General features: G+C 72.0%; 25 protein-coding genes and 1 pseudogene. 24 read left to right on the top strand and 2 right to left on the bottom strand.

Translation table 11 applies throughout. The annotated features are described in order from the left end of the window. Window positions 1–78: 78 nt before the first annotated feature. Window positions 79–1,977, top strand: coding sequence for an ATP-dependent zinc metalloprotease FtsH (gene ftsH, locus AB0A69_RS28720; protein ID WP_361428080.1), 1,899 nt, complete (start codon window positions 79–81; stop codon window positions 1,975–1,977). Window positions 1,978–1,981: 4 nt separating this feature from the next. Here ftsH and AB0A69_RS28715 read toward each other — a convergent pair whose 3' ends face one another. After that, a complete protein-coding gene (locus tag AB0A69_RS28715; RefSeq protein ID WP_361428078.1) occupies window positions 1,982–2,857 on the bottom strand; it encodes a methyltransferase domain-containing protein in 876 nt (291 codons plus the stop codon). Between the two features lie 441 nt (window positions 2,858–3,298). Between AB0A69_RS28715 and AB0A69_RS28710 the strand changes: the two genes are divergently transcribed. From AB0A69_RS28710 to AB0A69_RS28625, 18 genes and pseudogenes are all read left to right on the top strand, one after another. Continuing rightward, window positions 3,299–3,928, top strand: a complete 630-nt coding sequence (locus AB0A69_RS28710) for a hypothetical protein (protein WP_361428076.1) — start codon at window positions 3,299–3,301, stop codon at window positions 3,926–3,928. Window positions 3,929–4,083: 155 nt separating this feature from the next. Further along, on the top strand, window positions 4,084–4,527 hold the full coding sequence (gene rpsP / locus AB0A69_RS28705; RefSeq protein WP_361428074.1) for a 30S ribosomal protein S16: 444 nt from the start codon (window positions 4,084–4,086) through the stop codon (window positions 4,525–4,527). Window positions 4,528–4,529: 2 nt separating this feature from the next. Next, window positions 4,530–4,769, top strand: a complete 240-nt coding sequence (locus AB0A69_RS28700) for an RNA-binding protein (protein WP_030267150.1) — start codon at window positions 4,530–4,532, stop codon at window positions 4,767–4,769. Between the two features lie 113 nt (window positions 4,770–4,882). After that, window positions 4,883–5,452 carry a ribosome maturation factor RimM gene (gene rimM, locus AB0A69_RS28695; RefSeq protein WP_361428072.1) on the top strand — a complete coding sequence of 190 codons (570 nt, stop codon included), beginning with the start codon at window positions 4,883–4,885 and terminating at the stop codon, window positions 5,450–5,452. Beyond that, the gene (trmD, locus tag AB0A69_RS28690) at window positions 5,452–6,273 is read left to right on the top strand and encodes a tRNA (guanosine(37)-N1)-methyltransferase TrmD (RefSeq protein ID WP_361428070.1); all 822 of its coding nucleotides are present in this window, start codon (window positions 5,452–5,454) and stop codon (window positions 6,271–6,273) included. The genes rimM and trmD overlap by 1 nt, the downstream gene beginning before the upstream one ends. A 128-nt stretch (window positions 6,274–6,401) precedes the next feature. Continuing rightward, complete coding sequence (gene rplS / locus AB0A69_RS28685; RefSeq protein WP_361428068.1) at window positions 6,402–6,752, top strand: 50S ribosomal protein L19; 351 nt, start codon at window positions 6,402–6,404, stop codon at window positions 6,750–6,752. Window positions 6,753–6,812: 60 nt separating this feature from the next. Then, window positions 6,813–7,595, top strand: a complete 783-nt coding sequence (lepB, locus tag AB0A69_RS28680) for a signal peptidase I (protein WP_361428066.1) — start codon at window positions 6,813–6,815, stop codon at window positions 7,593–7,595. Continuing rightward, on the top strand, window positions 7,588–8,433 hold the full coding sequence (gene lepB, locus AB0A69_RS28675) for a signal peptidase I (protein WP_361428064.1): 846 nt from the start codon (window positions 7,588–7,590) through the stop codon (window positions 8,431–8,433). Before lepB (AB0A69_RS28680) ends, lepB (AB0A69_RS28675) begins: the two co-directional genes overlap by 8 nt. 142 nt (window positions 8,434–8,575) lie before the next feature. Beyond that, window positions 8,576–8,737: pseudogene (locus AB0A69_RS28670) on the top strand (signal peptidase I); the annotation flags it as partial. Continuing rightward, entirely contained in the window at window positions 8,691–9,626 is a 936-nt protein-coding gene (gene lepB / locus AB0A69_RS28665; RefSeq protein ID WP_361428164.1) for a signal peptidase I, read from the top strand. The pseudogene AB0A69_RS28670 and the gene lepB (AB0A69_RS28665), both read left to right, overlap by 47 nt. 90 nt (window positions 9,627–9,716) lie before the next feature. After that, a complete protein-coding gene (lepB, locus tag AB0A69_RS28660) occupies window positions 9,717–10,460 on the top strand; it encodes a signal peptidase I (protein WP_361428062.1) in 744 nt (247 codons plus the stop codon). Continuing rightward, window positions 10,453–10,947, top strand: coding sequence for an NUDIX hydrolase (locus AB0A69_RS28655; RefSeq protein ID WP_361428060.1), 495 nt, complete (start codon window positions 10,453–10,455; stop codon window positions 10,945–10,947). Before lepB (AB0A69_RS28660) ends, AB0A69_RS28655 begins: the two co-directional genes overlap by 8 nt. A 55-nt stretch (window positions 10,948–11,002) precedes the next feature. Beyond that, a complete protein-coding gene (locus AB0A69_RS28650) occupies window positions 11,003–11,311 on the top strand; it encodes a DUF2469 domain-containing protein (protein ID WP_005311352.1) in 309 nt (102 codons plus the stop codon). Window positions 11,312–11,430: 119 nt separating this feature from the next. Next, window positions 11,431–11,793: a YraN family protein gene (locus tag AB0A69_RS28645; protein ID WP_361428058.1), complete on the top strand. Its 363-nt coding sequence runs from the start codon at window positions 11,431–11,433 to the stop codon at window positions 11,791–11,793. 1 nt (window position 11,794) lies between these two features. After that, window positions 11,795–13,408, top strand: coding sequence for a YifB family Mg chelatase-like AAA ATPase (locus AB0A69_RS28640; protein WP_361428056.1), 1,614 nt, complete (start codon window positions 11,795–11,797; stop codon window positions 13,406–13,408). Next, window positions 13,405–14,601, top strand: coding sequence for a DNA-processing protein DprA (gene dprA / locus AB0A69_RS28635; RefSeq protein WP_361428054.1), 1,197 nt, complete (start codon window positions 13,405–13,407; stop codon window positions 14,599–14,601). Before AB0A69_RS28640 ends, dprA begins: the two co-directional genes overlap by 4 nt. Before the next feature lie 302 nt (window positions 14,602–14,903). After that, window positions 14,904–15,740, top strand: coding sequence for an RNA polymerase sigma factor WhiG (gene whiG / locus AB0A69_RS28630; protein WP_361428052.1), 837 nt, complete (start codon window positions 14,904–14,906; stop codon window positions 15,738–15,740). Between the two features lie 81 nt (window positions 15,741–15,821). Beyond that, complete coding sequence (locus AB0A69_RS28625; protein WP_361428162.1) at window positions 15,822–16,388, top strand: helix-turn-helix domain-containing protein; 567 nt, start codon at window positions 15,822–15,824, stop codon at window positions 16,386–16,388. 89 nt (window positions 16,389–16,477) lie between these two features. On the opposite strand, the gene AB0A69_RS28620 is transcribed toward AB0A69_RS28625, so the two are convergent. Then, window positions 16,478–16,996: a M23 family metallopeptidase gene (locus AB0A69_RS28620; RefSeq protein ID WP_361428050.1), complete on the bottom strand. Its 519-nt coding sequence runs from the start codon at window positions 16,994–16,996 to the stop codon at window positions 16,478–16,480. A gap of 242 nt (window positions 16,997–17,238) precedes the next feature. Here AB0A69_RS28620 and rpsB point away from each other — a divergent pair, with 242 nt between their 5' ends. From rpsB to AB0A69_RS28595, 5 genes are all read left to right on the top strand, one after another. Continuing rightward, window positions 17,239–18,153, top strand: coding sequence for a 30S ribosomal protein S2 (rpsB, locus tag AB0A69_RS28615; protein WP_361428048.1), 915 nt, complete (start codon window positions 17,239–17,241; stop codon window positions 18,151–18,153). Window positions 18,154–18,252: 99 nt separating this feature from the next. After that, window positions 18,253–19,089: a translation elongation factor Ts gene (gene tsf, locus AB0A69_RS28610; protein WP_361428046.1), complete on the top strand. Its 837-nt coding sequence runs from the start codon at window positions 18,253–18,255 to the stop codon at window positions 19,087–19,089. A gap of 159 nt (window positions 19,090–19,248) precedes the next feature. Continuing rightward, window positions 19,249–20,013 (top strand): UMP kinase, encoded by a 765-nt coding sequence (gene pyrH, locus AB0A69_RS28605; protein WP_361428044.1) that lies wholly within the window; start codon window positions 19,249–19,251, stop codon window positions 20,011–20,013. A 105-nt stretch (window positions 20,014–20,118) separates the two neighbouring features. Beyond that, complete coding sequence (gene frr, locus AB0A69_RS28600; RefSeq protein WP_361428042.1) at window positions 20,119–20,676, top strand: ribosome recycling factor; 558 nt, start codon at window positions 20,119–20,121, stop codon at window positions 20,674–20,676. Then, entirely contained in the window at window positions 20,676–21,854 is a 1,179-nt protein-coding gene (locus AB0A69_RS28595) for a phosphatidate cytidylyltransferase (RefSeq protein ID WP_361428040.1), read from the top strand. Before frr ends, AB0A69_RS28595 begins: the two co-directional genes overlap by 1 nt. The last annotated feature ends 266 nt before the right edge of the window (window positions 21,855–22,120 follow it).

Here is a 22,120-nt window from a genome sequence, read left to right as displayed (position 1 = left end):
CGGTCTCTTCGCCGTACGCCCACCACGGCGCGCGGCGCCCGTAATGCCGCTTTCACGGCGGTCTCGCATGATGGCAATGTGGCCAATTCCGTACCCCCACGCGACCGCACCGACCAGCCCTGGCGCTCCGAGGGCGCGCCTCCGCCACCGCCGCCGCGCCGGAAGATGCCCGGCGGGTGGATCGCGCTCATCCTCGCCGCGGTGGCCGTGTTCGTCCTCACCAACCTCGCCCTGTCGTACTTCGGCGACGGCGACGGGAAGACCATCTCGTACACCGAGTTCAGCCGGCAGGTCACCGACGGCAAGGTCACCAAGATCTACTCCAAGGGTGACGCCATCGAGGGCGAGCTGGAGAACGGCCAGCGGTTCACCACCCAGCGGCCGGCCTTCGCCGACGACGGCCTCTGGTCCGAACTGACCAAGCAGAAGGTCACGGTGACCGCCGAGCCGGTGGTCGAGAGGCCCAGCTTCGTCGCCAACCTGCTGCTCTCACTCGCGCCGATCCTCCTCCTGGTCCTGCTGTGGGTGTTCATCTCGCGGCGGATGAGCGCCGGGCTGGGCGGTGCCGGGGGCATGCTCGGCCGCAAGGCGCCGCCGAAGCCGGTCGAGGTCACGGCCGGGCAGCGCACGACCTTCGCCGACGTCGCCGGCATCGACGAGGTCGAGGGCGAGCTCAACGACGTGGTCGACTTCCTGAAGAACCCGGACGCGTACTGGCGCATGGGCGCCAAGATGCCGCGCGGTGTGCTGCTCGCGGGCCCGCCGGGCACCGGCAAGACGCTCCTCGCGCGGGCGGTGGCCGGTGAGGCGGGGGTGCCGTTCTTCTCGGCGTCGGCCTCCGAGTTCATCGAGATGATCGTCGGCGTCGGCGCCTCGCGCGTACGGGAGCTGTTCAACGAGGCCCGCAAGGTCGCCCCCGCGATCATCTTCATCGACGAGATCGACACCATCGGGCGCGTACGCGGCGGCTCCGCCGCCATGGGCGGGCACGACGAGCGCGAGCAGACGCTGAACCAGATCCTCACCGAGATGGACGGCTTCTCGGGCTCCGAAGGCGTCATCGTCATCGCGGCCACCAACCGCGCCGACGTCCTCGACCCGGCCCTGACCCGGCCCGGCCGCTTCGACCGGATCGTCCACGTCAGCCCGCCCGACCGGGGCGGCCGCGAGGCGATCCTCCGGATCCACACCCGCGACATCCCGCTCGCCGAGGACGTCGACCTGGCCCACGTCGCCCGTACGACCCCCGGCATGACCGGCGCCGAGCTGGCCAACCTCGCCAACGAGGCCGCCCTGATCGCGGTCAAGCGCCGCCGCCCGCGCGTCACCCAGACGGACCTCTCCGAGGCCCTGGAGAAGGTCCAGCTCGGCGCCGAGCGCGCCCTGGTCATGCCGCTGGAGGAGCGCCGCCGCACCGCGTACCACGAGAGCGGTCACGCGCTCCTCGGCATGCTCCAGCCCGGCGCGGACCCGGTCCGCAAGGTCACCATCGTGCCGCGCGGGCGCGCCCTCGGCGTGACCCTGTCGACGCCGGACGCCGACAAGTACGCGTACACCGAGGACTACCTGCGCGGCCGGATCATCGGCGCACTGGGCGGGATGGCGGCCGAACACGTCGTCTTCGGGGTCGTCACGACGGGTTCGGAGAGCGACCTGGAGCAGGTCACCAACATCGCCCGCGGGATGGCGGGCCGCTGGGGCATGAGCGACCGGGTCGGCCGGCTCAGCGCGATCCCCGGCGACGCGCAGCAGGCGTACGGGCTCTCCGCCGCGCCCGCGACCCTGGACGCGGTGGCCCACGAGATGCGCCGCATCGTCGACGAGTGCTACGAACACGCCTGCCGGCTCCTCCAGGAGCACCGCCCCAAGCTGGACGCGCTGGCGGCGGCGCTCCTGGAGAACGAGACGCTGGAGGAGGCCGAGGCCTACCGTGCGGCCGGCATCCCCCGCCTCGCCAAGGCGCACGCGGAGGAGTGACGGTTCAGGGCGTTCTGGCCACCAGGTAGCGGAAGACGTTCGGCATCCACACCGTGCCGTCGGGCCGTACGTACGGGTGGAGGGCCTCGGTGACCTCCTTCTCGACGGTCTCCTGGTCGGAGGCCTCCACCGCCGCGTCGAAGAGGCCCGTCGAGAACAGGCCGCGGACGGCGCTCTCGATGTCGGCGTACCCGAAGGGGCAGGCCACCCGTCCCGAGCCGTCGGGGTTCAGCCCCGCCCGCGCGGCCACGTCCTCCAGGTCGTCGCGGTTCGCCGGGCGCCAGCCGGCCCGCGTGCGCAGCCGCTCGGTGAGCCGTCCCGCGACCCGCAGCACGGTGGAGGTGGCGCACCGCTCCGGCGGGCCCCAGCCCGCCAGCACCACGGCGCTGCCGCGCTCCGCCAGCCGTACGCCGCTGACCAGGGCGGGCACCAGCCCTTCGGAGTCCCCGGCGGTGCAGCCGATGGGCTGGAAGGCGGTGATGAGGTTGTACGCCGGACGGGTGGGGTCCGCGTTCTCGGCGGGCCCGCCGTACAGGAGCTTCGGCTCGCCGCAGCGCGGGGAGTCCTGCGCCCCGGAGGCGTGCGCCCCCGTGCCGGGCAGCAGCCGCTCCTTGGCCAGTTCCACGCGCGCGTGGTCGGTGTCGCAGCCCGTGACCTGCGCGCCGCGGGAGGCGGCCATCAGCAAGGCGAGTCCCGAGCCGCAACCGAGACCCAGCAGCCGCGTCCCGGTGCCGACCTCCAGGTGCTGGTACACCGCTTCGTAGAGCGGGACGAGCATCCGCTCCTGGATCTCCGCCCAGTCGCGGGCTCGGCCGGGCCCATCCGTCGCCGGAGGAGCCGAAGCCGGGTGGGGGTGGTGCTGGACGAGCATAGGTGTCATCGAAAGCGCCCCAATCCGCCGAGAGGTCCATCTGTGCGTCTGTGCCCTGATTGACAGCCCCCGTGTGCGTGCGCGCGCACTCCCCGACGCCCAGGGAACTCCGCATCCGCCCCCGGTGTCCAGGGGTCGGGACGCAATGCTTGCGTGCCCCGGGCGTGCGCCCCCGAGTCGGCACGAACTTCTCTCATAGTGGGGGCGGCGAGCGAATCCCGCCATGGCAACGGGCCGGTGCCGCGCGCCTCCGCGCGCCGGAGTACTGTCACACCGCGGCCGCCCTCCGCGAGCGCTCCGCGCCGGAGTGTGGGCGCGGGGGCGTGCGCGGCACTACGTACCACCTTGGTGCGAGCTGTGAGCCTTCTCCGTACATCGGCGCACTGGCCCTCGTCAGGACGCATCAACGGCAACTGACGGGTACGTGCAAATTATTTGGGATGCCCCGGAATGGAACCCACAGGCACTCCGGCTCGTTGTCACGACGTGAGCACGACACCACCTGTTCTCGCCGCAGAGCTGGCACAGGCGTGGGCCGACATTCAGCGGCACCACCCCGAGCTGCCCGATCTCGCCGCGCCCGAATCCCTGATCGGAGAGTCGTCGTCCGCCTGTGGCGCCGAGCTCTCGTTCGAGCGACTGCTCCATGAGGCAGTCCACGGCATCGCCGCCGCCCGAGGAGTCCGCGACACCTCGCGCGCCGGCCGCTACCACAACCGCAGATTCCTGGCGATCGCCGAGGAGATGGGCCTCGACCACCCGGACGAGCCGCACCCGAGCAGCGGCTTCTCGCTGGTCACGCTCAGCCCCGAGGCCAAGCGCCGGTACCGTCCGACGATCGAGCGGCTCCAGCGCGCCCTGAAGGCGCACACGGCCGCCACGGCCGCCGACACCAAGCGCTCCTTCCGGGGGCCGGCCGCGCGCCACGGCTCCTCCGGCGGCGGGGTGCGGGTCAAGGCGGTCTGCGACTGCGGGCGGAACGTCCGCGTGGTCCCCTCGGTCCTCGCACAGGCGCCGATCGTCTGCGGCGGCTGCGGGAAGCCGTTCCGTATTCCCGAAGCGGTGGGCGCGGCGAGCTGACCCCGCGTGGTGTGGCACAATGGCTAGCTGTACTCGACAGTCGAACAGGACCCCTCTCTCCTCCGGCTGACGCGTCCATCGGGCACCCGAGTACCGCAACCCCACGTGGCATCTCGTCGTGCCCAACCACGTCAAGACCAGGAGACACCACACCCGTGGCAGTCAAGATCAAGCTGAAGCGTCTGGGCAAGATCCGTTCGCCTCACTACCGCATCGTCGTCGCCGACTCCCGTACCCGCCGTGACGGCCGGGCCATCGAGGAGATCGGCCTGTACCACCCGGTGCAGAACCCGTCGCGCATCGAGGTCGACTCGGAGCGTGCGCAGTACTGGCTGTCCGTCGGCGCCCAGCCGACCGAGCCGGTCCTCGCGATCCTGAAGCTCACCGGCGACTGGCAGAAGGTCAAGGGCCTGCCGGCCCCGGAGAAGCCGCTGCTCGCCCCGGCGACCAAGGAAGACAAGCGCGCCTCCTTCGACGCCTTCGCGAAGGCGCTCGAGGGCGACGAGGCGAAGGGTGAGGCCATCACCCCGAAGGCCAAGAAGGCCGACAAGAAGGCGGACGAGGCGGACGCCGCGTCCACCGAGTCGACCGAGGCCTGAGCATGCTCGAGGAGGCTCTCGAGCACCTCGTGAAGGGCATTGTCGACAATCCCGACGACGTGCAGGTCGCCTCGCGCAACCTGCGCCGCGGGCGCGTGCTGGAGGTCCGGGTCCACCCCGACGACCTCGGCAAGGTGATCGGCCGCAACGGCCGCACCGCTCGTGCTCTGCGGACCGTCGTGGGGGCCCTCGGCGGTCGTGGCATCCGGGTCGACCTCGTCGACGTGGACCAGGTCCGCTGAACAAGTTGGCTGTTTTGCGTTAGATGCACCGGCACGGGCCGGGGAGGGCTACGGCCCTCCCCGGCCCGTGTTCGTGTGGTACGTCGCGTGTACGTCGTTTGGAGAGGTGAGCAGTGCAGCTGGTAGTCGCACGGATCGGCCGCGCCCACGGGATCAAGGGCGAGGTCACCGTCGAGGTGCGGACGGACGAGCCGGAGCTGCGGCTCGCGCCCGGCGCCGTACTGGCCACGGACCCGGCCTCCGCCGGACCGCTGACCATCGAGACCGGCCGGGTGCACAGCGGCCGGCTGCTGCTCCGCTTCGAGGGCGTACGGGACCGCAACGCCGCCGAGGCGCTGCGCAACACCCTGCTGATCGCCGAGGTGGACCCGGACGAGCGGCCGGAGGAGCCCGACGAGTACTACGACCACCAGCTCATCGACCTGGACGTCGTCCTCGCCGACGGCACCGAGGTCGGCCGCATCACCGAGATCTCGCACCTGCCGTCCCAGGACCTGTTCGTCGTGGAGCGGCCCGACGGCAGCGAGGTCATGATCCCGTTCGTCGAGGAGATCGTCACCGACATCGACCTCGCCGAGCAGAAGGCGGTCATCACCCCGCCGCCCGGCCTGATCGACGACCGCGCCGAGATCGCCTCGTCGCGCGACGCGGCCGAGCCCTCCGGCAAGGAGGACGGGGCCTGATGCGGCTCGACGTCGTCACGATCTTCCCCGAGTACCTGGACCCGCTGAACGTCTCGCTCGTCGGCAAGGCCCGTGCGCGCGGCGTCCTCGACGTCCACGTACACGACCTGCGCCAGTGGACGTACGACCGCCACCACACGGTCGACGACACCCCGTACGGCGGCGGCCCCGGCATGGTCATGAAGACCGACCCCTGGGGCGAGGCCCTGGACGACACGCTCGCCGCCGGGTACGAGGCGGGCGCCCACGGCCCCGCGCTGGTCGTGCCCACGCCCAGCGGGCGGCCCTTCACCCAGGAGCTCGCCGTCGAGCTGTCCGAGCGCCCCTGGCTGGTCTTCACGCCCGCCCGGTACGAGGGCATCGACCGGCGCGTGATCGACGAGTACGCCACCCGGATACCGGTGTACGAGGTCTCCATCGGCGACTACGTCCTGGCGGGCGGCGAGGCCGCCGTCCTGGTGGTCACCGAGGCCGTGGCCCGGCTGCTGCCCGGCGTCCTGGGCAACGCCGAGTCCCACCGCGACGACTCCTTCGCCCCCGGCGCCATGGCCAACCTCCTGGAAGGCCCCGTCTACACCAAGCCGCCCGAGTGGCGCGGGCGCGGCATCCCCGACGTCCTGCTCAGCGGCCACCACGGGAAGATCGCCCGCTGGCGGCGGGACGAGGCGCTGCGGCGGACCGCCGCGAACCGGCCCGAGCTCATCGAGCGGACCGACCCGGCCGCGTTCGACAAGAAGGACCGCGAGACGCTCTCCCTGCTGGGCTGGGCACCGGAGCCGGGTGGCCGATTTTGGCGCAGGCCCGGCGGCGTGGAAGAATAGGCGGCTGCTGTACGTCCGAGCGGCGCCCCTGCCACAGGGGGACACGCGCCGGCCCGACGGTACGGCTCTTCAACCCCATCTCTAGTTGCCGCTGATGACCTGTGGCATCAGCGAGGAAGCAGACAACCATGTCTCACGTGCTTGACGCCGTCAACGCCGCGTCCCTGCGGACCGACGTCCCGTCGTTCCGTCCCGGTGACACCGTGAACGTCCACGTTCGCGTCATCGAGGGCAACCGCTCCCGTATCCAGCAGTTCAAGGGTGTCGTCATCCGCCGCCAGGGCTCGGGCGTCTCCGAGACCTTCACGGTCCGCAAGGTCTCCTTCTCCGTCGGCGTCGAGCGCACCTTCCCGGTGCACAGCCCGATCTTCGAGAAGATCGAGCTCGTGACCCGCGGTGACGTCCGTCGCGCCAAGCTGTACTACCTCCGTGAGCTGCGCGGCAAGGCCGCGAAGATCAAGGAGAAGCGCGAGAACTGAGCCCCGGCTCAGCTCCGTCGTTCGGGCGTCCACAGGAGGGCCGGATAGCATCTGGCCCCGATGGACACCGAAGCACAGCACACCGAGCGCGGCTCCTCCTCCGATACGGGGGAGGGGTCGCGCTCCGTGCGCTCCGTGCGTTCCGGCGGGCGCGAGGGGCGCGGCGGGTCCCCGTGGCGGACGCCCGGGCTGATCGGCGTCGCCTGCGCCGTGTTCCTGCTGCTGTTCAGCCACTTCGTGGTGCAGCCCTTCCAGATCCCCAGCAGCTCCATGGAACCCACCCTCCAGGTCGGGGACCGGGTGCTGGTGAACAAGTTGGCGTACCGTTTCGGTTCCGAGCCCCAGCGCGGGGACGTGGTCGTCTTCGACGGCACCGGGTCCTTCGTACGCGAGGCACCGGAGGAGAACCCGCTCACGGCGCTGCTGCACGCGGCGGGGGCGGCCCTCGGCCTCACCGAGCCCGCCGAGACCGACTACGTGAAGCGCGTGGTCGGCGTGGGGGGCGACCGCGTGAAGTGCTGCGACAAGGGGGGAAGGGTCGAGGTGAACGGCGTACCGGTGAGCGAGGGGTATCTGCACCCCGGCGACGCACCCTCCCAGGTGCCCTTCGACATCGTCGTGCCGCAGGGCACCCTGTGGGTCATGGGCGACCACCGCAGCCAGTCGCGCGACTCCCGCGACCACCTCGGCGAACCGGGCGGCGGCGTGGTCCCGGTGGAGAAGGTGATCGGCCGCGCGGACTGGATCGGCTGGCCCTTCGGCCGCTGGTCGTCGATCGAGCCGACCCCGGCCTTCCGCGACGTACCCGGCGCGGCGCATCCGGCGGGCGGGGGCCATGGGTAACCGGGCCAGGCGCGGCGGCCACCGGGCCGATACGCGGCTGCCCACCGGCTCGCGGCCCACGGACGGCGCCCGCGCCCTGCCCGGGCGCGCGGAGCGGCGCAAGCTCGCCCGGCGCGTGAAGCGGCGCAGGCGCAGGTCGGCGGTGAAGGAGATACCGCTCCTCATCACTGTGGCGCTGGTCATCGCCCTCGTACTGAAGACCTTCCTGGTGCAGGCCTTCGTGATCCCTTCGGGATCGATGGAGCAGACGATCCGGATCGACGACCGGGTGCTGGTCGACAAGCTCACGCCCTGGTTCGGGTCCAAGCCGCAGCGCGGGGACGTCGTGGTCTTCAAGGACCCCGGCGGCTGGCTCCAGGAGGAGAACGCTCCGAAGAAGGACGACCCGGTCGTCGTCAAGCAGGTCAAGCAGGCCCTCACCTTCATCGGGCTGCTCCCGTCCGACGACGAGCAGGACCTGATCAAGCGGGTCGTCGCGGTCGGCGGGGACAACGTCAAGTGCTGCGACGCGGACGGCCGCGTCACCGTCAACGGCGTACCGCTGAACGAGCCGTACCTGCACCCCGGAAACGTTCCCTCGACCATCACGTTCGACGTGAAGGTGCCGGAGGGGCGGCTGTTCGTGCTGGGTGACCACCGCTCCAACTCGGCGGACTCGCGGTTCCACTTGGACGAGGCGTTCCAGGGCACGGTGTCGGAGGAGGAGGTGGTGGGGACGGCGTTCGTCATCGCCTGGCCGTTCGACCACTGGCGCCGGCTGGAGGAGCCGGGGACGTTCGCCTCCGTCCCGGACGGGCGGGGTCCGGGCGTCCCCGGAGGCTTGGCGGACTCGGGGTAGTGGGGGAGGCCGGGCAGCCGGGCTGAGTCGGGGGGACACGGAGGACACGGAGGACACGGGGACTCGGGGGACTCGCGGGGCGGGACTGCGATGTCGCTCGGCGCTTCGCATAGTGTGGTCCTCTCAGATTTTGAATGGAACGAACGGAACCATCCGGCTCCCGAGCCCTGCGGAACTCCCGCTCGTTATGGGAGTGGTGGGCCCACCCCTGCTGTGGGGCGGGCGGTTGCACGGAGTGAGGAGTGGATGTGGGGGATTTGGCGGTCGGCGCACGATCCGGACACGACGGGCCGGAGGAGAGGCCGGAGCAGCCCTCCGCGTCCTCTGCCGCAGGGCCTTCCGGGTCGGGCGGGGAGCCCTCCCCCGGAACCGGGCACGCTGAGGGCCCCCCGGCGGATGCGGCGCACGCGGACGGCGGCACGGGTGACGACGGGCCGAAGAAGCCCCGCTCCTTCTGGAAGGAGCTGCCCCTGCTGATCGGTATCGCGCTGCTGCTGGCGCTGCTGATCAAGACCTTCCTGGTGCAGGCCTTCTCGATTCCGTCCGACTCGATGATGAACACGCTGCAGCGCGGCGACCGGGTCCTGGTCGACAAGCTCACCCCGTGGTTCGGCTCGGAGCCCGAGCGCGGCGAGGTCGTCGTCTTCCACGACCCGGGCGGCTGGCTGGAGGGCGAACCGACGCCGGAGCCGAACATCCTCCAGGAGTTCCTCAGCTTCATCGGGCTGATGCCCTCCTCGGAGGAGAAGGACCTGATCAAGCGGGTCATCGCGGTCGGCGGCGACACGGTGGAGTGCAAGAAGGGCGGCAAGGTCATCCTCAACGGCAAGCCGCTCGACGAGACGGCGTACATCGCGCCCGGCTCCACGCCGTGCGACGACGAGCCGTTCGGGCCGATCAAGGTGCCCCAGGACCGCATCTGGGTGATGGGCGACAACCGGCAGAACTCGCTGGACTCCCGCTACCACCAGGAGCTGCCCGGCAACGGCACCGTCGCCACCGAGCGGGTCGTCGGGCGGGCGGTCGTGGTGGCCTGGCCGCTCGACCGCTGGTCCACGCTGCCGGTGCCGGACACCTTCGAGCAGCCGGGCCTGAGCGCGGCCGCCGCGGCGGCCGTCGGGCCGGGCGCCCTCGGGCTCGCGGGCGCGCTGCCGGTCGTGCTGTGGCGCAGGAAGCGGCGTACCGCCGCCTGAGGCGTACGGCCTGAGGCGTACCGCCTGGTAGGGCACCGCGGGTAGGGTTCCGTCCCAGATCGTCGATCTCCGAACGTGGGGAGCGCTGGGATGAGCCGAACGCGACGTGAGCGAACGGACGACGGCCGCGGCCGTCTCGGCAGTGTGCTGTCGGGACTGGTCGTGGCCGTCGGCTGTGTGCTCTTCCTCGGCGGATTCGCCTGGGGAGCGGTCCAGTACCAGCCGTACACCGTGCCGACGGACTCCATGTCGCCGACCGTCACCGCCGGGGACCGGGTGCTGGCGCAGCGGATCGACGGCGCCGAGGTGCGGCGCGGTGACGTCGTGGTCTTCACCGACTCGACGTGGGGCGATCTGCCGATGGTCAAGCGGGTGGTTGGCGTCGGCGGCGACAAGGTCGCCTGCTGCGGCGCGGACGGCCGGCTGACCGTGAACGGCACGTCGATTGAAGAACCGTATCTGCGGTCGCAGGCGGCCGCCTCGTCGCCGTTCTCCGTGACCGTGCCCGAGGGGCGGCTCTTCCTGCTCGGCGACGAGCGCATGGGCTCGCAGGACTCGCGCGTGCACCTCCAGGACGCCGCCCGGGGGTCGGTGCCGCGCAGCGCGGTGAGCGCCCGGGTGGACGCGGTGGCGTGGCCGACCGAAGGCATGGTGGAGCGGCCGCGGGCGTTCGCCGCGCTGCCCGGGGGTGTGTCACAACCGGGGCCGGTGGTGCTGGTGGTGGGCGCGGTGGTCGCCGGCGCGGTGCTGATCCTCGCCGGTGCGGCGTACGGGCCGGTCGCGGGGCTGCTGTCGCGGCGCCGGACCCGGGCGGGGGCGGTCGCCCGTGGGTGAGGCCGCACGCAGGGTCGCGCGGGTGGTGCTGCTCGACCCCGACGACCGGATCCTGCTGCTGCACGGGTACGAGCCGGACGACCCCGCCGTGACCTGGTGGTTCACACCGGGGGGCGGGGTGGAGGGCGACGAGACCCGCCAGGAGGCCGCCCTGCGGGAGCTGGCCGAGGAGACCGGGCTCACGGACGTGGAGCTGGGGCCGGTGGTGTGGCAGCGGTTCTGCTCCTTCCCGTTCGCCGGGCGGCGGTGGGACCAGGACGAGTGGTACTACCTCGCCCGTACGCGGCGGCCGGCGGCGGCGGTGGCCCTGGCGGACCCCACGGAGCTGGAGGCGCGCAGTGTCACGGGGCTGAGGTGGTGGACCTCCGCCGAACTGTCGGCGGCCCGTGAGACGGTGTACCCGACACGCCTCGCCGAGCTGCTGCGCACGCTGCTCGTCGAGGGGCCCCCGAGTGCGCCGGTGGTCCTGGCTCCGGAAATCGTCTAGGGGTGCAGGTGACTGGCGCACAATGGGGGGACGCACGGCTGAAGGGGAACATGCCATGAGCGCCGAGGACCTCGAGAAGTACGAGACCGAGATGGAGCTGAAGCTCTACCGGGAGTACCGCGATGTCGTCGGTCTGTTCAAATACGTGATCGAGACCGAGCGTCGCTTCTACCTCACCAATGACTACGAGATGCAGGTGCACTCGGTGCAGGGCGAGGTGTTCTTCGAAGTGTCGATGGCGGACGCGTGGGTCTGGGACATGTACCGGCCGGCGCGGTTCGTCAAGCAGGTACGGGTGTTGACGTTCAAGGACGTGAACATCGAGGAGCTCAACAAGAGCGATCTGGAGCTGCCCGGCAGCTGAGCCCGGGGTCCCCAGCTCACCGGTGTGGGTGAGCAGGTTGTCCACAAGTGTTCGGTTATCCACCAAGATCCAATAGTCCGGCGCCGACCCGCCACAGTCGGTGCCGGAGGTGGTGCCGAATGAACGCGACGGGGGCACTGGGCGCGTACGGCGAAGGGCTGGCGGTGCGCCGGCTGAGCGAGTCCGGGATGGCCGTGCTCGCACGGAACTGGCGGTGCGGACGGACCGGGGAGATCGACATCGTCGCCCGGGACGGCGACACGGTGGTCGTCTGCGAGGTCAAGACCCGTAGGGCGGGCGACTACCAGCACCCCATGGCGGCGCTCACGCCCGCCAAGGCGGACCGCCTCAGACGGCTCGCCGCCTGCTGGCTGGACCGGCACGGCGGCCCGCCGCCCGGCGGGCTGCGCATCGACCTGATCGGCGTGCTGCTGCCCCGGCGCGGCGCCCCCGTGGTCGAGCACGCGCGGGGGGTGGCCTGACATGGGCTTCGCGCGTACGTGCTCGGTGGCGCTGGTCGGCGTCGAGGGAGTCGTGGTCGAGGTCCAGGCGGACCTGGAGCCGGGCGTCGCGGCGTTCACGCTGGTCGGACTGCCCGACAAGAGCCTGTCGGAGAGCCGGGACAGGGTGCGGGCCGCCATCGTCAACTCGGAGGCCGAGTGGCCCCAGAAGAAGCTCACGGTCGGGCTCAGCCCGGCCTCCGTGCCCAAGAGTGGCTCCGGCTTCGACCTCGCCGTCGCCGCGGCAGTGCTCGGCGCCGCCGAGCGCATCGACCCCAGGACCATCGCCGATCTCGTCCTCATCGGCGAACTGGGCCTGGACGGCCGGGTCAGACCCGTACGCGGCGTCCTGCCGGCCGTGCTCGCCGCCGCCGAGGCCGGCTACCGGCAGGTCGTCGTACCGGAGCGGACCGCCGGGGAGGCCGCGCTGGTGCCGGGCGTCTCGGTCCTCGGCGTGCGCACCCTGCGCCAGCTCATCGCCGTGCTCGCGGACGAGCCGGTGCCCGAGGAGGACCCCGACGAGGAGGGCCGGCCCGACGCCATGCTCGCCGGGCTCCTGGTACCCGGCGCCGGGGTCGGCACGGGGCTCGCGCCCGACCCGGCCGACGCCCCCGACCTCGCGGACGTCGCCGGACAGCGGGCCGCGCGCCTGGCCCTGGAGGCCGCGGCGGCCGGCGGGCACCACCTGCTGCTCTCCGGGCCACCGGGCGCGGGCAAGACCATGCTCGCCGAGCGGCTGACCGGCGTGCTGCCGCCGCTGACCCGGCAGGAGTCCCTGGAGGTGACCGCCGTCCACTCGGTGGCCGGCATCCTCCCGCCCGGCGAGCCGCTGGTGCGCAGGGCGCCGTACTGTGCCCCGCACCACTCGGCGACGATGCAGTCCCTCGTGGGCGGCGGCAACGGGCTGCCGAGACCGGGCGCGGTCTCGCTCGCTCACCGCGGGGTGCTCTTTTTGGACGAGGCCCCGGAGTTCTCCGGCAAGGCGCTCGACGCGCTGCGCCAGCCGCTGGAGTCGGGGCACGTGGTGGTCGCCCGCAGCGCGGGCGTGGTGCGGCTGCCCGCGCGGTTCCTGATGGTGCTCGCCGCCAACCCCTGCCCGTGCGGACGGCACACCCTGCAAGGGGCCGGCTGCGAGTGCCCGCCCTCGGTGATCCGCCGTTACCAGGCGCGGCTGTCCGGGCCGCTGCTCGACCGCGTCGACCTGCGCGTGCAGGTCGCCCCGGTCGGCCGCGCCGACCTGATGGGGCAGGGCGGGCGCGGGGAGCCCAGCGCGGCGGTCGCCGCGCGGGTGCTGGAGGCCCGGGCGCGCGCCGCCGCCCGCCTGGACCGCACCCCGTGGACCGTCAACTCCGAGGTGCCCGGCCATGAACTGCGCACGCGCTGGCGGGTCGCGCCCGGGGCGCTCGACGCGGCGGAGCGGGACGTCGAGCGCGGCCTGCTCACCGCGCGGGGCCTGGACCGGGTGCTCAGGGTCGCCTGGACCCTCGCCGACCTGGCGGGCCGCGACCGGCCGGGGGCGGGCGACGTCGCCCTGGCGCTGGAGCTGCGCACCGGCATCGCCCGGGGCGTGCCGGTGGAGGCGGGGGCGGCGCCGTGAGCACCACGAACGGGGCGGAGAGCGGGGGCGGCGGCGTGGGGGAGGAGGAGCGGCTGGCGCGGGCCGCGCTGACGCGGGTCCTGGAGCCGGGCGACGAGCACGGCGGGCGCTGGCTGCGGGAGCTCGGGCCCCGGGAGCTGCTCGCCCGGCTGACCTCGGAGCCGTACCGGCGCGGAGCCCTCGGCGGCGTGACCGAGCGGCGGCTCCAGGGCCTGCGGATACGGGCCGCCGACGCCGAACCCGAGCGGGACCTGGCGGCGGTGGACGCCGTCGGCGGGCGGTTCGTCGTGCCCGGCGACGCGGAGTGGCCCCGTCAGCTCGACGACCTCGGGGACGCCCGGCCCGTGGGGCTCTGGGTGCGCGGGCGGGCCGGGCTGCGCCCCTGGGCGCTGCGCTCCGTCGCCGTGGTCGGCGCGCGGGCGTGCACGCCGTACGGGGCGCACATGGCCGCGAGCCTCGCCTCGGGGCTCGCCGAGCGCGGCTGGGTGGTCGTCTCGGGCGCCGCCTTCGGCGTCGACGGGGCCGCGCACCGCGGCGCGCTCGCCGTGGACGGCGCCACCGTCGCCGTCCTCGCCTGCGGCGTCGACGTCCCCTACCCGCGCGGCCACGCCGGCCTGATCGGGCGCATCGCCGAACAGGGGCTCCTCGTCGGCGAGTTGCCACCCGGCGCGCATCCGACACGCAGCCGCTTCATCCTCCGCAACCGGGTCATCGCCGCGCTGACCCGCGGCACGGTCGTCGTCGAGGCCGAGTACCGCAGCGGGTCGCTCGTCACCGCGCGCAGCGCGCAGCGGCTCGGCCGGTACACGATGGGCGTGCCGGGGCCCGCCACCAGCGGGCTGTCGGCGGGCGTGCACGAACTGCTGCGCGGCGAGGCCGTCCTCGTCACCGACGCCGCCGAAGTCGCCGAACTGGTCGGGGACATCGGGGAGCTCGCGCCCGCCCGGCGCGGACCCGTACTGCCGCGCGACCTGCTCGGCCCGGTGAGCGCCCGCGTACTCGAAGCCCTCCCGCCGCGCGGCACGCCCGTCACCGCGCGGGACGCGGCGCGCGGCGCCGGCACCGGCGTTGACGAAACCCTCGGCAGCCTGTACGAACTCCACTCCCTCGGGTACGTCGAACGCCACGGCCAGGGCTGGCAGTTGACCGCGGAGGCCATGCGCCGCCCGAACACCCGGCGAGGCGGTGCTTGACCTGCAGCATTCGGGTGAAAAGGTGATGCCGATGACGTCCGTAGCGCTCCCGGAACCGCCCGAGGGGCCGGTGTGCGCGCCGTCGGCCCCGCCGGCCCCCCTCGTGGCTGCCGATGTTTTCGAAGCGTGCGGACTATTCGAAGATGCGGCCGACGGCACGCCCCCGAGGAGGCATGATGCGCATTCCTTAGCGCACTGCGACCGGCCAGTCACGCTACGCTCACCAGAATTACCCCTTCCGCTATTCGGCCCCCCTTCGTTCCCCCGTCCCCCCGCACACCCAGAACGGCTCAAGGCGACGCATGCCCCAGCACACCTCCGGGTCCGACCGCGCAGCGGTGCCCCCCGCTGCACGGGGCGCCGTGCGCCCGCCCGCCCCCTCGTCGCTCGAGGAGCTGTGGCGGTCGTACAAGGACACGGGCGACGAGCGCCTGCGGGAACAGCTGATCCTGCACTACTCGCCGCTGGTGAAGTACGTGGCCGGGCGGGTCAGCGTGGGTTTGCCGTCCAACGTGGAGCAGGCGGACTTCTTCTCCTCCGGGGTGTTCGGGCTGATCGACGCGATCGAGAAGTTCGACATCGGTCGGTCGATCAAGTTCGAGACGTACGCGATCACCCGGATCCGGGGCGCGATGATCGACGAGCTGCGGGCGCTGGACTGGATCCCCCGGTCGGTGCGGCAGAAGGCGCGGGCCGTGGAGCGCGCGTACGCCACGCTGGAGGCGCAGCTGCGGCGCACCCCCTCCGAGAGCGAGGTCGCCGCCGAGATGGGCATCGCACTGGAGGAACTGCACGCGGTATTCAGCCAGTTGTCGCTGGCGAACGTCGTCGCCCTGGAGGAGCTGCTGCACGTCGGCGGTGAGGGCGGCGACCGGCTCAGCCTGATGGACACGCTGGAGGACACCGCGGCGGACGACCCCGTCGAGGTCGCCGAGGACCGCGAGCTGCGGCGGTTGCTCGCCCGGGCGATCAACACGCTGCCCGAGCGGGAGAAGACCGTGGTGACCCTGTACTACTACGAGGGGCTGACCCTCGCCGAGATCGGCAACGTGCTCGGCGTCACCGAGAGCCGGGTCAGCCAGATCCACACCAAGTCCGTGCTCCAGCTGCGGGCCAAGCTGGCGGACGTCGGCCGCTGAGCCGGCGATCTCTCACGCCGAGGTCGAACGGGCGGCCGTAAACCGTAAAGTGGAGCCGTGCCCAGGATTCGAGCGGCCTCCGTGGCCGAGCACCGGACCATGCAGCGCGGCGCCCTGCTGGACGCCGCGCGTTCCCTGCTGTCCGAGGGCGGTACGGAGGCGCTGACCTTCCCCGCCCTCGCCGAGCGCACCGGCCTGGCCCGGTCCTCCGTGTACGAGTACTTCCGCTCGCGCGCCGCCGTGGTGGAGGAGCTGTGCGCGGTGGACTTCCCCGTGTGGGCGGCGGAGGTCGAGGCGGCGATGGAGCGGGCGGACACGCCCGAGGGCAAGGTCGAGGCGTACGTCCGCAAGCAGCTGGAGCTGGTCGGGGACCGGCGCCACCGGGCCGTCGTCGCGATCTCGGCCGGCGAACTGGACGACGGCGCGCGCGAGAAGATCCGCGCCGCGCACGGCGGGCTCATCGCCATGATCGTCGAGGCGCTCGGGGAGCTGGGGCAGGAGCAGCCCCGGCTGACGGCGATGCTGCTGCAGGGCATGGTCGACGCGGCGGTCCGCCGCATCGAGCTCGGCGCGGCCGAGGAGCCGTCGTCCATCGCCGAGGCCGCGGTGGCGCTGGCCCTGCGGGGCGTGGGCGGCTCCGCGAGCTGACCGCCGCGCCGCCGGACTCCCACCCGGCCGGTACGCCGCGCCGCCGGGCTGCCGGGCGGCCTGCCCGGCAGGCGCGCCGCCGAGGAGCCTCAGGTGCCCGTCAGCGGCAGCAGGCGCGACGGCCGGCGCGGTACCAGCGCCAGGGGGTTCAGGTACGTGTCGCCCCGGCGCAGGCTCCAGTGGAGGCAGGTGGGGGCGCAGTGGGGCCGCGCGGCGGTCAGGACCGCCACCACCTGGCCCTTCGCGACCTCGGCGCCCGCACGGACCAGGGGCTCGACCGGTTCGTACGACGTACGCAGGGGCGGCCCCGGGCTCGGGTGCGTGATCGTCAGGACGCCGCGGCCCGCCACCGGCCCCGCGAACGTGACCCGGCCGGCGGCCGCCGCGCGGACCGGGGTGCCCGGTGCGGCGCCCAGGTCCACGCCCCGATGGCCGGGGCCGTACGGGGAGGCGGGCGGCTCCCAGCCACGGACGACCGGTGGTCGCGGCGGCCCCACCGGCCAGGTGCCCGCCAAGCCGGGCGGGACGGCCGAGCCGGGCGGGCCGGGCGGGACGGCCGAGCCCGTCAGGGCGGTCGCGAGCGTGAGCAGCAGAGTGATCAGGCGCATGGGGCGACTGTGGGGCACCGGAGCCGCGCCCGCCGGGGGCTGTGGATTCCGAAGGTCTTGTGGACAGCGCCGTCACCCGGCGGTGCCTGGGTCCCGTACACTTCTTCTGGCGACCCGGGCCACCGGGTCGACTTCGCACGCCCCGCCACCGCCCTCAAAGTCGTGGTAGCGCTCTTCGGTCCCTTGTGGCAGCAGCGCGTCGGGGCGTCAGGACACAACCGAGATTCCAAGGAGATACGGCCATGGCCGTCGTCACGATGCGGGAGCTGCTGGAGAGCGGCGTCCACTTCGGTCACCAGACCCGTCGCTGGAACCCGAAGATGAAGCGCTTCATCTTCACCGAGCGCAACGGCATCTACATCATCGACCTGCTCCAGTCGCTGTCGTACATCGACCGCGCCTACGAGTTCGTCAAGGAGACCGTCGCGCACGGCGGCTCCATCATGTTCGTGGGTACCAAGAAGCAGGCCCAGGAGGCCATCGCCGAGCAGGCGACCCGCGTCGGCATGCCGTACGTCAACCAGCGCTGGCTCGGTGGCATGCTCACCAACTTCTCCACCGTCTACAAGCGCCTTCAGCGTCTGAAGGAGCTCGAGGCGATTGACTTCGAGGACGTCGCCGCGTCCGGTCTGACCAAGAAGGAGCTTCTCGTGCTCTCGCGCGAGAAGGCCAAGCTGGAGAAGACCCTCGGCGGTATCCGCGAGATGCAGAAGGTGCCGAGCGCCGTCTGGATCGTCGACACCAAGAAGGAGCACATCGCCGTCGGTGAGGCGCGCAAGCTCCACATCCCGGTCGTCGCGATCCTCGACACCAACTGCGACCCCGACGAGGTCGACTACAAGATCCCGGGCAACGACGACGCGATCCGCTCCGTCACCCTGCTCACCCGCGTGATCGCCGACGCCGTCGCCGAGGGCCTCATCGCCCGCTCCGGCGCCGCCACCGGCGACCAGAAGCCGGGCGACAAGGCCGCCGGCGAGCCGCTGGCCGAGTGGGAGCGCGACCTGCTCGAGGGCGAGAAGAAGGAGGCCTCCGAGGAGGCTCCCGAGGCCGCCGAGAAGCCGGCCGAGGCCGCCGCCGAGGCTCCGGCCGCTGAGGCCGCCGAGGCCCCCGAGGCCGCTGCCGAGGCTCCGGCCGCGGACGCCGAGCAGGCCTGACCTTTCAAGGTTCGGATGACGGCGGGGGCCCACGAAGCCCCCGCCGTCCACCCGCAGATCTTCGTAGATCTTCCAGACTTCGAGAGAGACTCACAGATCATGGCGAACTACACCGCCGCTGACGTCAAGAAGCTCCGCGAGCTCACCGGCGCCGGCATGATGGACTGCAAGAAGGCGCTGGACGAGTCCGACGGCAACGTCGACAAGGCCGTCGAGGCCCTGCGCATCAAGGGCCAGAAGGGCGTCGCCAAGCGCGAGGGCCGCTCCGCCGAGAACGGCGCCGTCGTCTCCCTCATCGCCGGCGACAACACCTCCGGTGTCCTCGTCGAGCTGAAGTGCGAGACGGACTTCGTCGCCAAGGGTGACAAGTTCCAGGCCGTCGCCAACGCGATCGCCGAGCACGTCGCCAAGACCTCCCCGGCCGACATCGAGGCGCTCCTCGCCTCCGAGATCGAGCCCGGCAAGACCGTCCAGGCGTACGTCGACGAGGCCAACGCCAACCTCGGCGAGAAGATCGTCCTGGACCGCTTCGCGCAGTTCAGCGACGGCTTCGTCACCGCGTACATGCACCGCACCATGCCCGACCTGCCCCCGCAGATCGGCGTCCTCGTCGAGCTCGACAAGGAGAACGCCGAGGTCGCGAAGGGTATCGCGCAGCACATCGCCGCGTTCGCCCCGAAGTACCTCTCCAAGGACGACGTCCCGGCCGAGGTCGTCGAGGCCGAGCGCCGCGTCGCCGAGGAGACCACCCGCGCCGAGGGCAAGCCCGAGGCCGCGCTCCCGAAGATCGTCGAGGGTCGCCTCAACGGCTTCTTCAAGGACGCCACCCTCCTGGGCCAGCCGTACGCGCTGGACAACAAGAAGTCCGTCCAGAAGGTCCTGGACGAGGCCGGTGTCACCCTGAAGCGCTTCGCCCGCATCAAGGTCGGCATCTGAGCCGGTACGCGATCGACCGGGCCGCCCAGTAGGGTTGCCCACGTGGACGTCGGCGCGTGAGCGACCGGACGCCCGCAGATCTGACGAGGAGGCCATTGCCGCTAGGGAGAGCAGTTACCCCGGCAATGGCCTTCTTCGTATGTGCACGAGGAGATCTCCATGAATCAGGGCGCCGCACAAGGCGACGACAACCACGGCAAAAAGGCCGGCCGCTTCATGCTGAAGCTGTCCGGTGAGGCGTTCGCCGGCGGAGGCGGCCTCGGCGTCGACCCCGACGTCGTACACGCCATCGCACGCGAGATCGCCGCGGTCGTACGCGACGGCGCGGAGATCGCCGTAGTGATCGGCGGCGGCAACTTCTTCCGCGGCGCCGAGCTCCAGCAGCGCGGCATGGACCGGGCCCGCTCCGACTACATGGGCATGCTCGGTACGGTCATGAACTGCCTCGCCCTCCAGGACTTCCTGGAGAAGGAGGGCATCGACTCCCGCGTCCAGACCGCCATCACCATGGGCCAGGTCGCCGAGCCGTACATCCCGCTCCGCGCCGTCCGTCACCTGGAGAAGGGCCGCGTCGTCATCTTCGGCGCCGGTATGGGCATGCCCTACTTCTCCACCGACACCACCGCCGCGCAGCGCGCCCTGGAGATCGACGCCGAGGCGCTTCTCATGGGCAAGAACGGTGTGGACGGGGTCTACGACTCCGACCCGAAGGCCAACCCGGACGCGGTGAAGTTCGACGCGCTGGAGTACGGCGAGGTCCTCTCGCGCGACCTCAAGGTCGCCGACGCCACCGCCATCACCCTCTGCCGCGACAACAACCTCCCGATCCTGGTCTTCGAACTGCTCGCGGCGGGCAATATCGCCCGCGCGGTGAAGGGTGAGAAGATCGGCACTCTCGTGAGCGACCAGGGCACCAGGAACTGACCCACCCTCCCCGGTGCCCTGATCCCGGGGATGGACAAAGCCCTGCCGGTCGGACACCGTGCAGAGCGTAAAGACGCGCCTACTCAAGACACGCAGGAGCAAGTGGTGATCGAAGAGACCCTCCTCGAGGCAGAGGAGAAGATGGAGAAGGCCGTCCTGGTCGCCAAGGAGGACTTCGCCGCGATCCGTACCGGACGGGCGCACCCCGCCATGTTCAACAAGATCGTCGCGGACTACTACGGCGCGGTGACCCCGATCAACCAGCTGGCGTCGTTCTCCGTGCCGGAGCCGCGCATGGCCGTGGTGACCCCGTTCGACAAGAGCGCGCTGCGCAACATCGAGCAGGCCATCCGCGACTCGGACCTCGGCGTCAACCCGAGCAACGACGGCAACATCATCCGGGTGGTGTTCCCCGAGCTCACCGAGGACCGCCGCCGCGAGTACATCAAGGTCGCCAAGGGCAAGGCCGAGGACTCGAAGGTGTCGATCCGCTCGGTGCGCCGCAAGGCCAAGGACGCCCTCGACAAGGCGGTCAAGGACGGCGACATCGGTGAGGACGAGGGCCGTCGCGCCGAGAAGGACCTCGAGGACCTCACCCACAAGTACGTCGCGCAGGTGGACGAGCTGCTCAAGCACAAGGAAGCCGAGCTGCTCGAGGTCTGATGAACGACTCTTCCTGGGGGACCCCGCCGAAAGGCGGCCACTGGGGTCCGCCCGACCAGGGGTACGCTCCGGGGGTACACGCCCCGGAGACCCCGGCGGGCCCCGCATATGAGGGGCATGAAGCGGGCCGGACCCGCCCCATGCCCGTCGTACCCGCCGATGTTCCCCCTGGCGGATACGCCGGAGGACACGTCGGCGGAGACCAGGACGACGACCACCGTGACCGGGGGACCGCTCGGCTGAGCGGTCCCCTGTTCCGTGACGAGATGCCGCAGGAGCCCATGCCCACGCCGCCGTCGGGAGCGACGCAGCCTCCGGAGCAGCCGGGTCAGCCGGGTCAGCCCCACCAGTCTCCGCCGAAGAAGCGGGCCGGGCGCGACCTGCGGGCCGCCATAGGGGTCGGCGTCGGCCTCGGCGCGGTCATCATCGCGTCGCTCTTCATCCTCAAGGACGTGTTCGTCGGCGTCGTCGCGGTCGCCGTCGTGGTCGGGCTGTGGGAACTCACCTCGCGCCTTCAGGAGCGCAAGTCCATCAAGGCCCCGCTCGTGCCGCTCGCGGTGGGCGGCGTGGCGATGGTCGTCGCCGGGTACGTACGCGGCGCCGAGGGCGCGTGGGTGGCGATGGCGCTGACCGCGCTCGCCGTGCTCGTGTGGCGGATGACGGAACCGCCCGAGGGCTACCTCAAGGACGTCACGGCCGGTCTCTTCGCCGCCTTCTACGTGCCGTTCCTGGCGACCTTCGTGGCGCTGATGCTCACCGCCGACGACGGTTCGTGGCGGGTGCTCACCTTCCTGCTGCTGACCGTGGTCAGCGACACCGGGGCGTACGCGGTCGGCTGGCGCTTCGGCAAGCGGAAGCTCGCGCCGCGCATCAGCCCCGGCAAGACGCGCGAGGGCCTGGTCGGCGCGGTGGCGTTCGCCATGGCGGCGGGCGCGCTGTGCATGGAGTTCGCCATCGACGGCGGTGCCTGGTGGCAGGGCCTGCTGCTGGGCCTCGCGGTCGCGGTGAGCGCCACGCTCGGCGACCTCGGCGAGTCGATGATCAAGCGGGACCTGGGCATCAAGGACATGGGCACCCTGCTCCCGGGCCACGGCGGCATCATGGACCGGCTGGACTCGCTGCTGCCGACGGCGCCGGTGGTGTGGCTGTTGCTGGTGCTGTTCGTGGGCGCCGGCTGACGGTGGCCACGGCGCCACGCGGCGGTAGCCGCATATAGGCACGGTATGGACCGGCTGGACTCGCTGCTGCCGACGGCGCCGGTGGTGTGGCTGTTGCTGGTGCTGTTCGTGGGCGCCGGCTGACGGTAGCCACGGCGCCACGCGGCGGTAGCCGCATATAGGCACAGTATGGACCGGCTGGACTCGCTGCTGCCGACGGCGCCGGTGGTGTGGCTGTTGCTGGTGCTGTTCGTGGGCGCCGGCTGACGGTGGCCACGGCGCCACGC

Source organism: Streptomyces sp. NPDC045431 (assembly GCF_040646655.1).
GTDB lineage: Bacteria > Actinomycetota > Actinomycetes > Streptomycetales > Streptomycetaceae > Streptomyces.
The sequence above is the reverse complement of the archived record's forward strand: the minus strand, read 5'-3'. Positions and strand labels throughout refer to the sequence as shown.

Bases quoted from the DNA above. Each gene is read 5' to 3' on its own strand.
- AB0A69_RS28715 (WP_361428078.1), bottom strand. From the start codon at position 2,857: ATGACACCTATGCTCGTCCAGCACCACCCCCACCCGGCTTCGGCTCCT.
- AB0A69_RS28710 (WP_361428076.1), top strand. From the start codon at position 3,299: ATGGAACCCACAGGCACTCCGGCTCGTTGTCACGACGTGAGCACGACA.
- AB0A69_RS28700 (WP_030267150.1), top strand. From the start codon at position 4,530: ATGCTCGAGGAGGCTCTCGAGCACCTCGTGAAGGGCATTGTCGACAAT.
- trmD (WP_361428070.1), top strand. From the start codon at position 5,452: ATGCGGCTCGACGTCGTCACGATCTTCCCCGAGTACCTGGACCCGCTG.
- rplS (WP_361428068.1), top strand. From the start codon at position 6,402: ATGTCTCACGTGCTTGACGCCGTCAACGCCGCGTCCCTGCGGACCGAC.
- lepB (WP_361428066.1), top strand. From the start codon at position 6,813: ATGGACACCGAAGCACAGCACACCGAGCGCGGCTCCTCCTCCGATACG.
- lepB (WP_361428064.1), top strand. From the start codon at position 7,588: ATGGGTAACCGGGCCAGGCGCGGCGGCCACCGGGCCGATACGCGGCTG.
- lepB (WP_361428062.1), top strand. From the start codon at position 9,717: ATGAGCCGAACGCGACGTGAGCGAACGGACGACGGCCGCGGCCGTCTC.
- AB0A69_RS28650 (WP_005311352.1), top strand. From the start codon at position 11,003: ATGAGCGCCGAGGACCTCGAGAAGTACGAGACCGAGATGGAGCTGAAG.
- AB0A69_RS28645 (WP_361428058.1), top strand. From the start codon at position 11,431: ATGAACGCGACGGGGGCACTGGGCGCGTACGGCGAAGGGCTGGCGGTG.
- AB0A69_RS28640 (WP_361428056.1), top strand. From the start codon at position 11,795: ATGGGCTTCGCGCGTACGTGCTCGGTGGCGCTGGTCGGCGTCGAGGGA.
- whiG (WP_361428052.1), top strand. From the start codon at position 14,904: ATGCCCCAGCACACCTCCGGGTCCGACCGCGCAGCGGTGCCCCCCGCT.
- AB0A69_RS28620 (WP_361428050.1), bottom strand. From the start codon at position 16,996: ATGCGCCTGATCACTCTGCTGCTCACGCTCGCGACCGCCCTGACGGGC.
- rpsB (WP_361428048.1), top strand. From the start codon at position 17,239: ATGGCCGTCGTCACGATGCGGGAGCTGCTGGAGAGCGGCGTCCACTTC.
- tsf (WP_361428046.1), top strand. From the start codon at position 18,253: ATGGCGAACTACACCGCCGCTGACGTCAAGAAGCTCCGCGAGCTCACC.
- pyrH (WP_361428044.1), top strand. From the start codon at position 19,249: ATGAATCAGGGCGCCGCACAAGGCGACGACAACCACGGCAAAAAGGCC.
- AB0A69_RS28595 (WP_361428040.1), top strand. From the start codon at position 20,676: ATGAACGACTCTTCCTGGGGGACCCCGCCGAAAGGCGGCCACTGGGGT.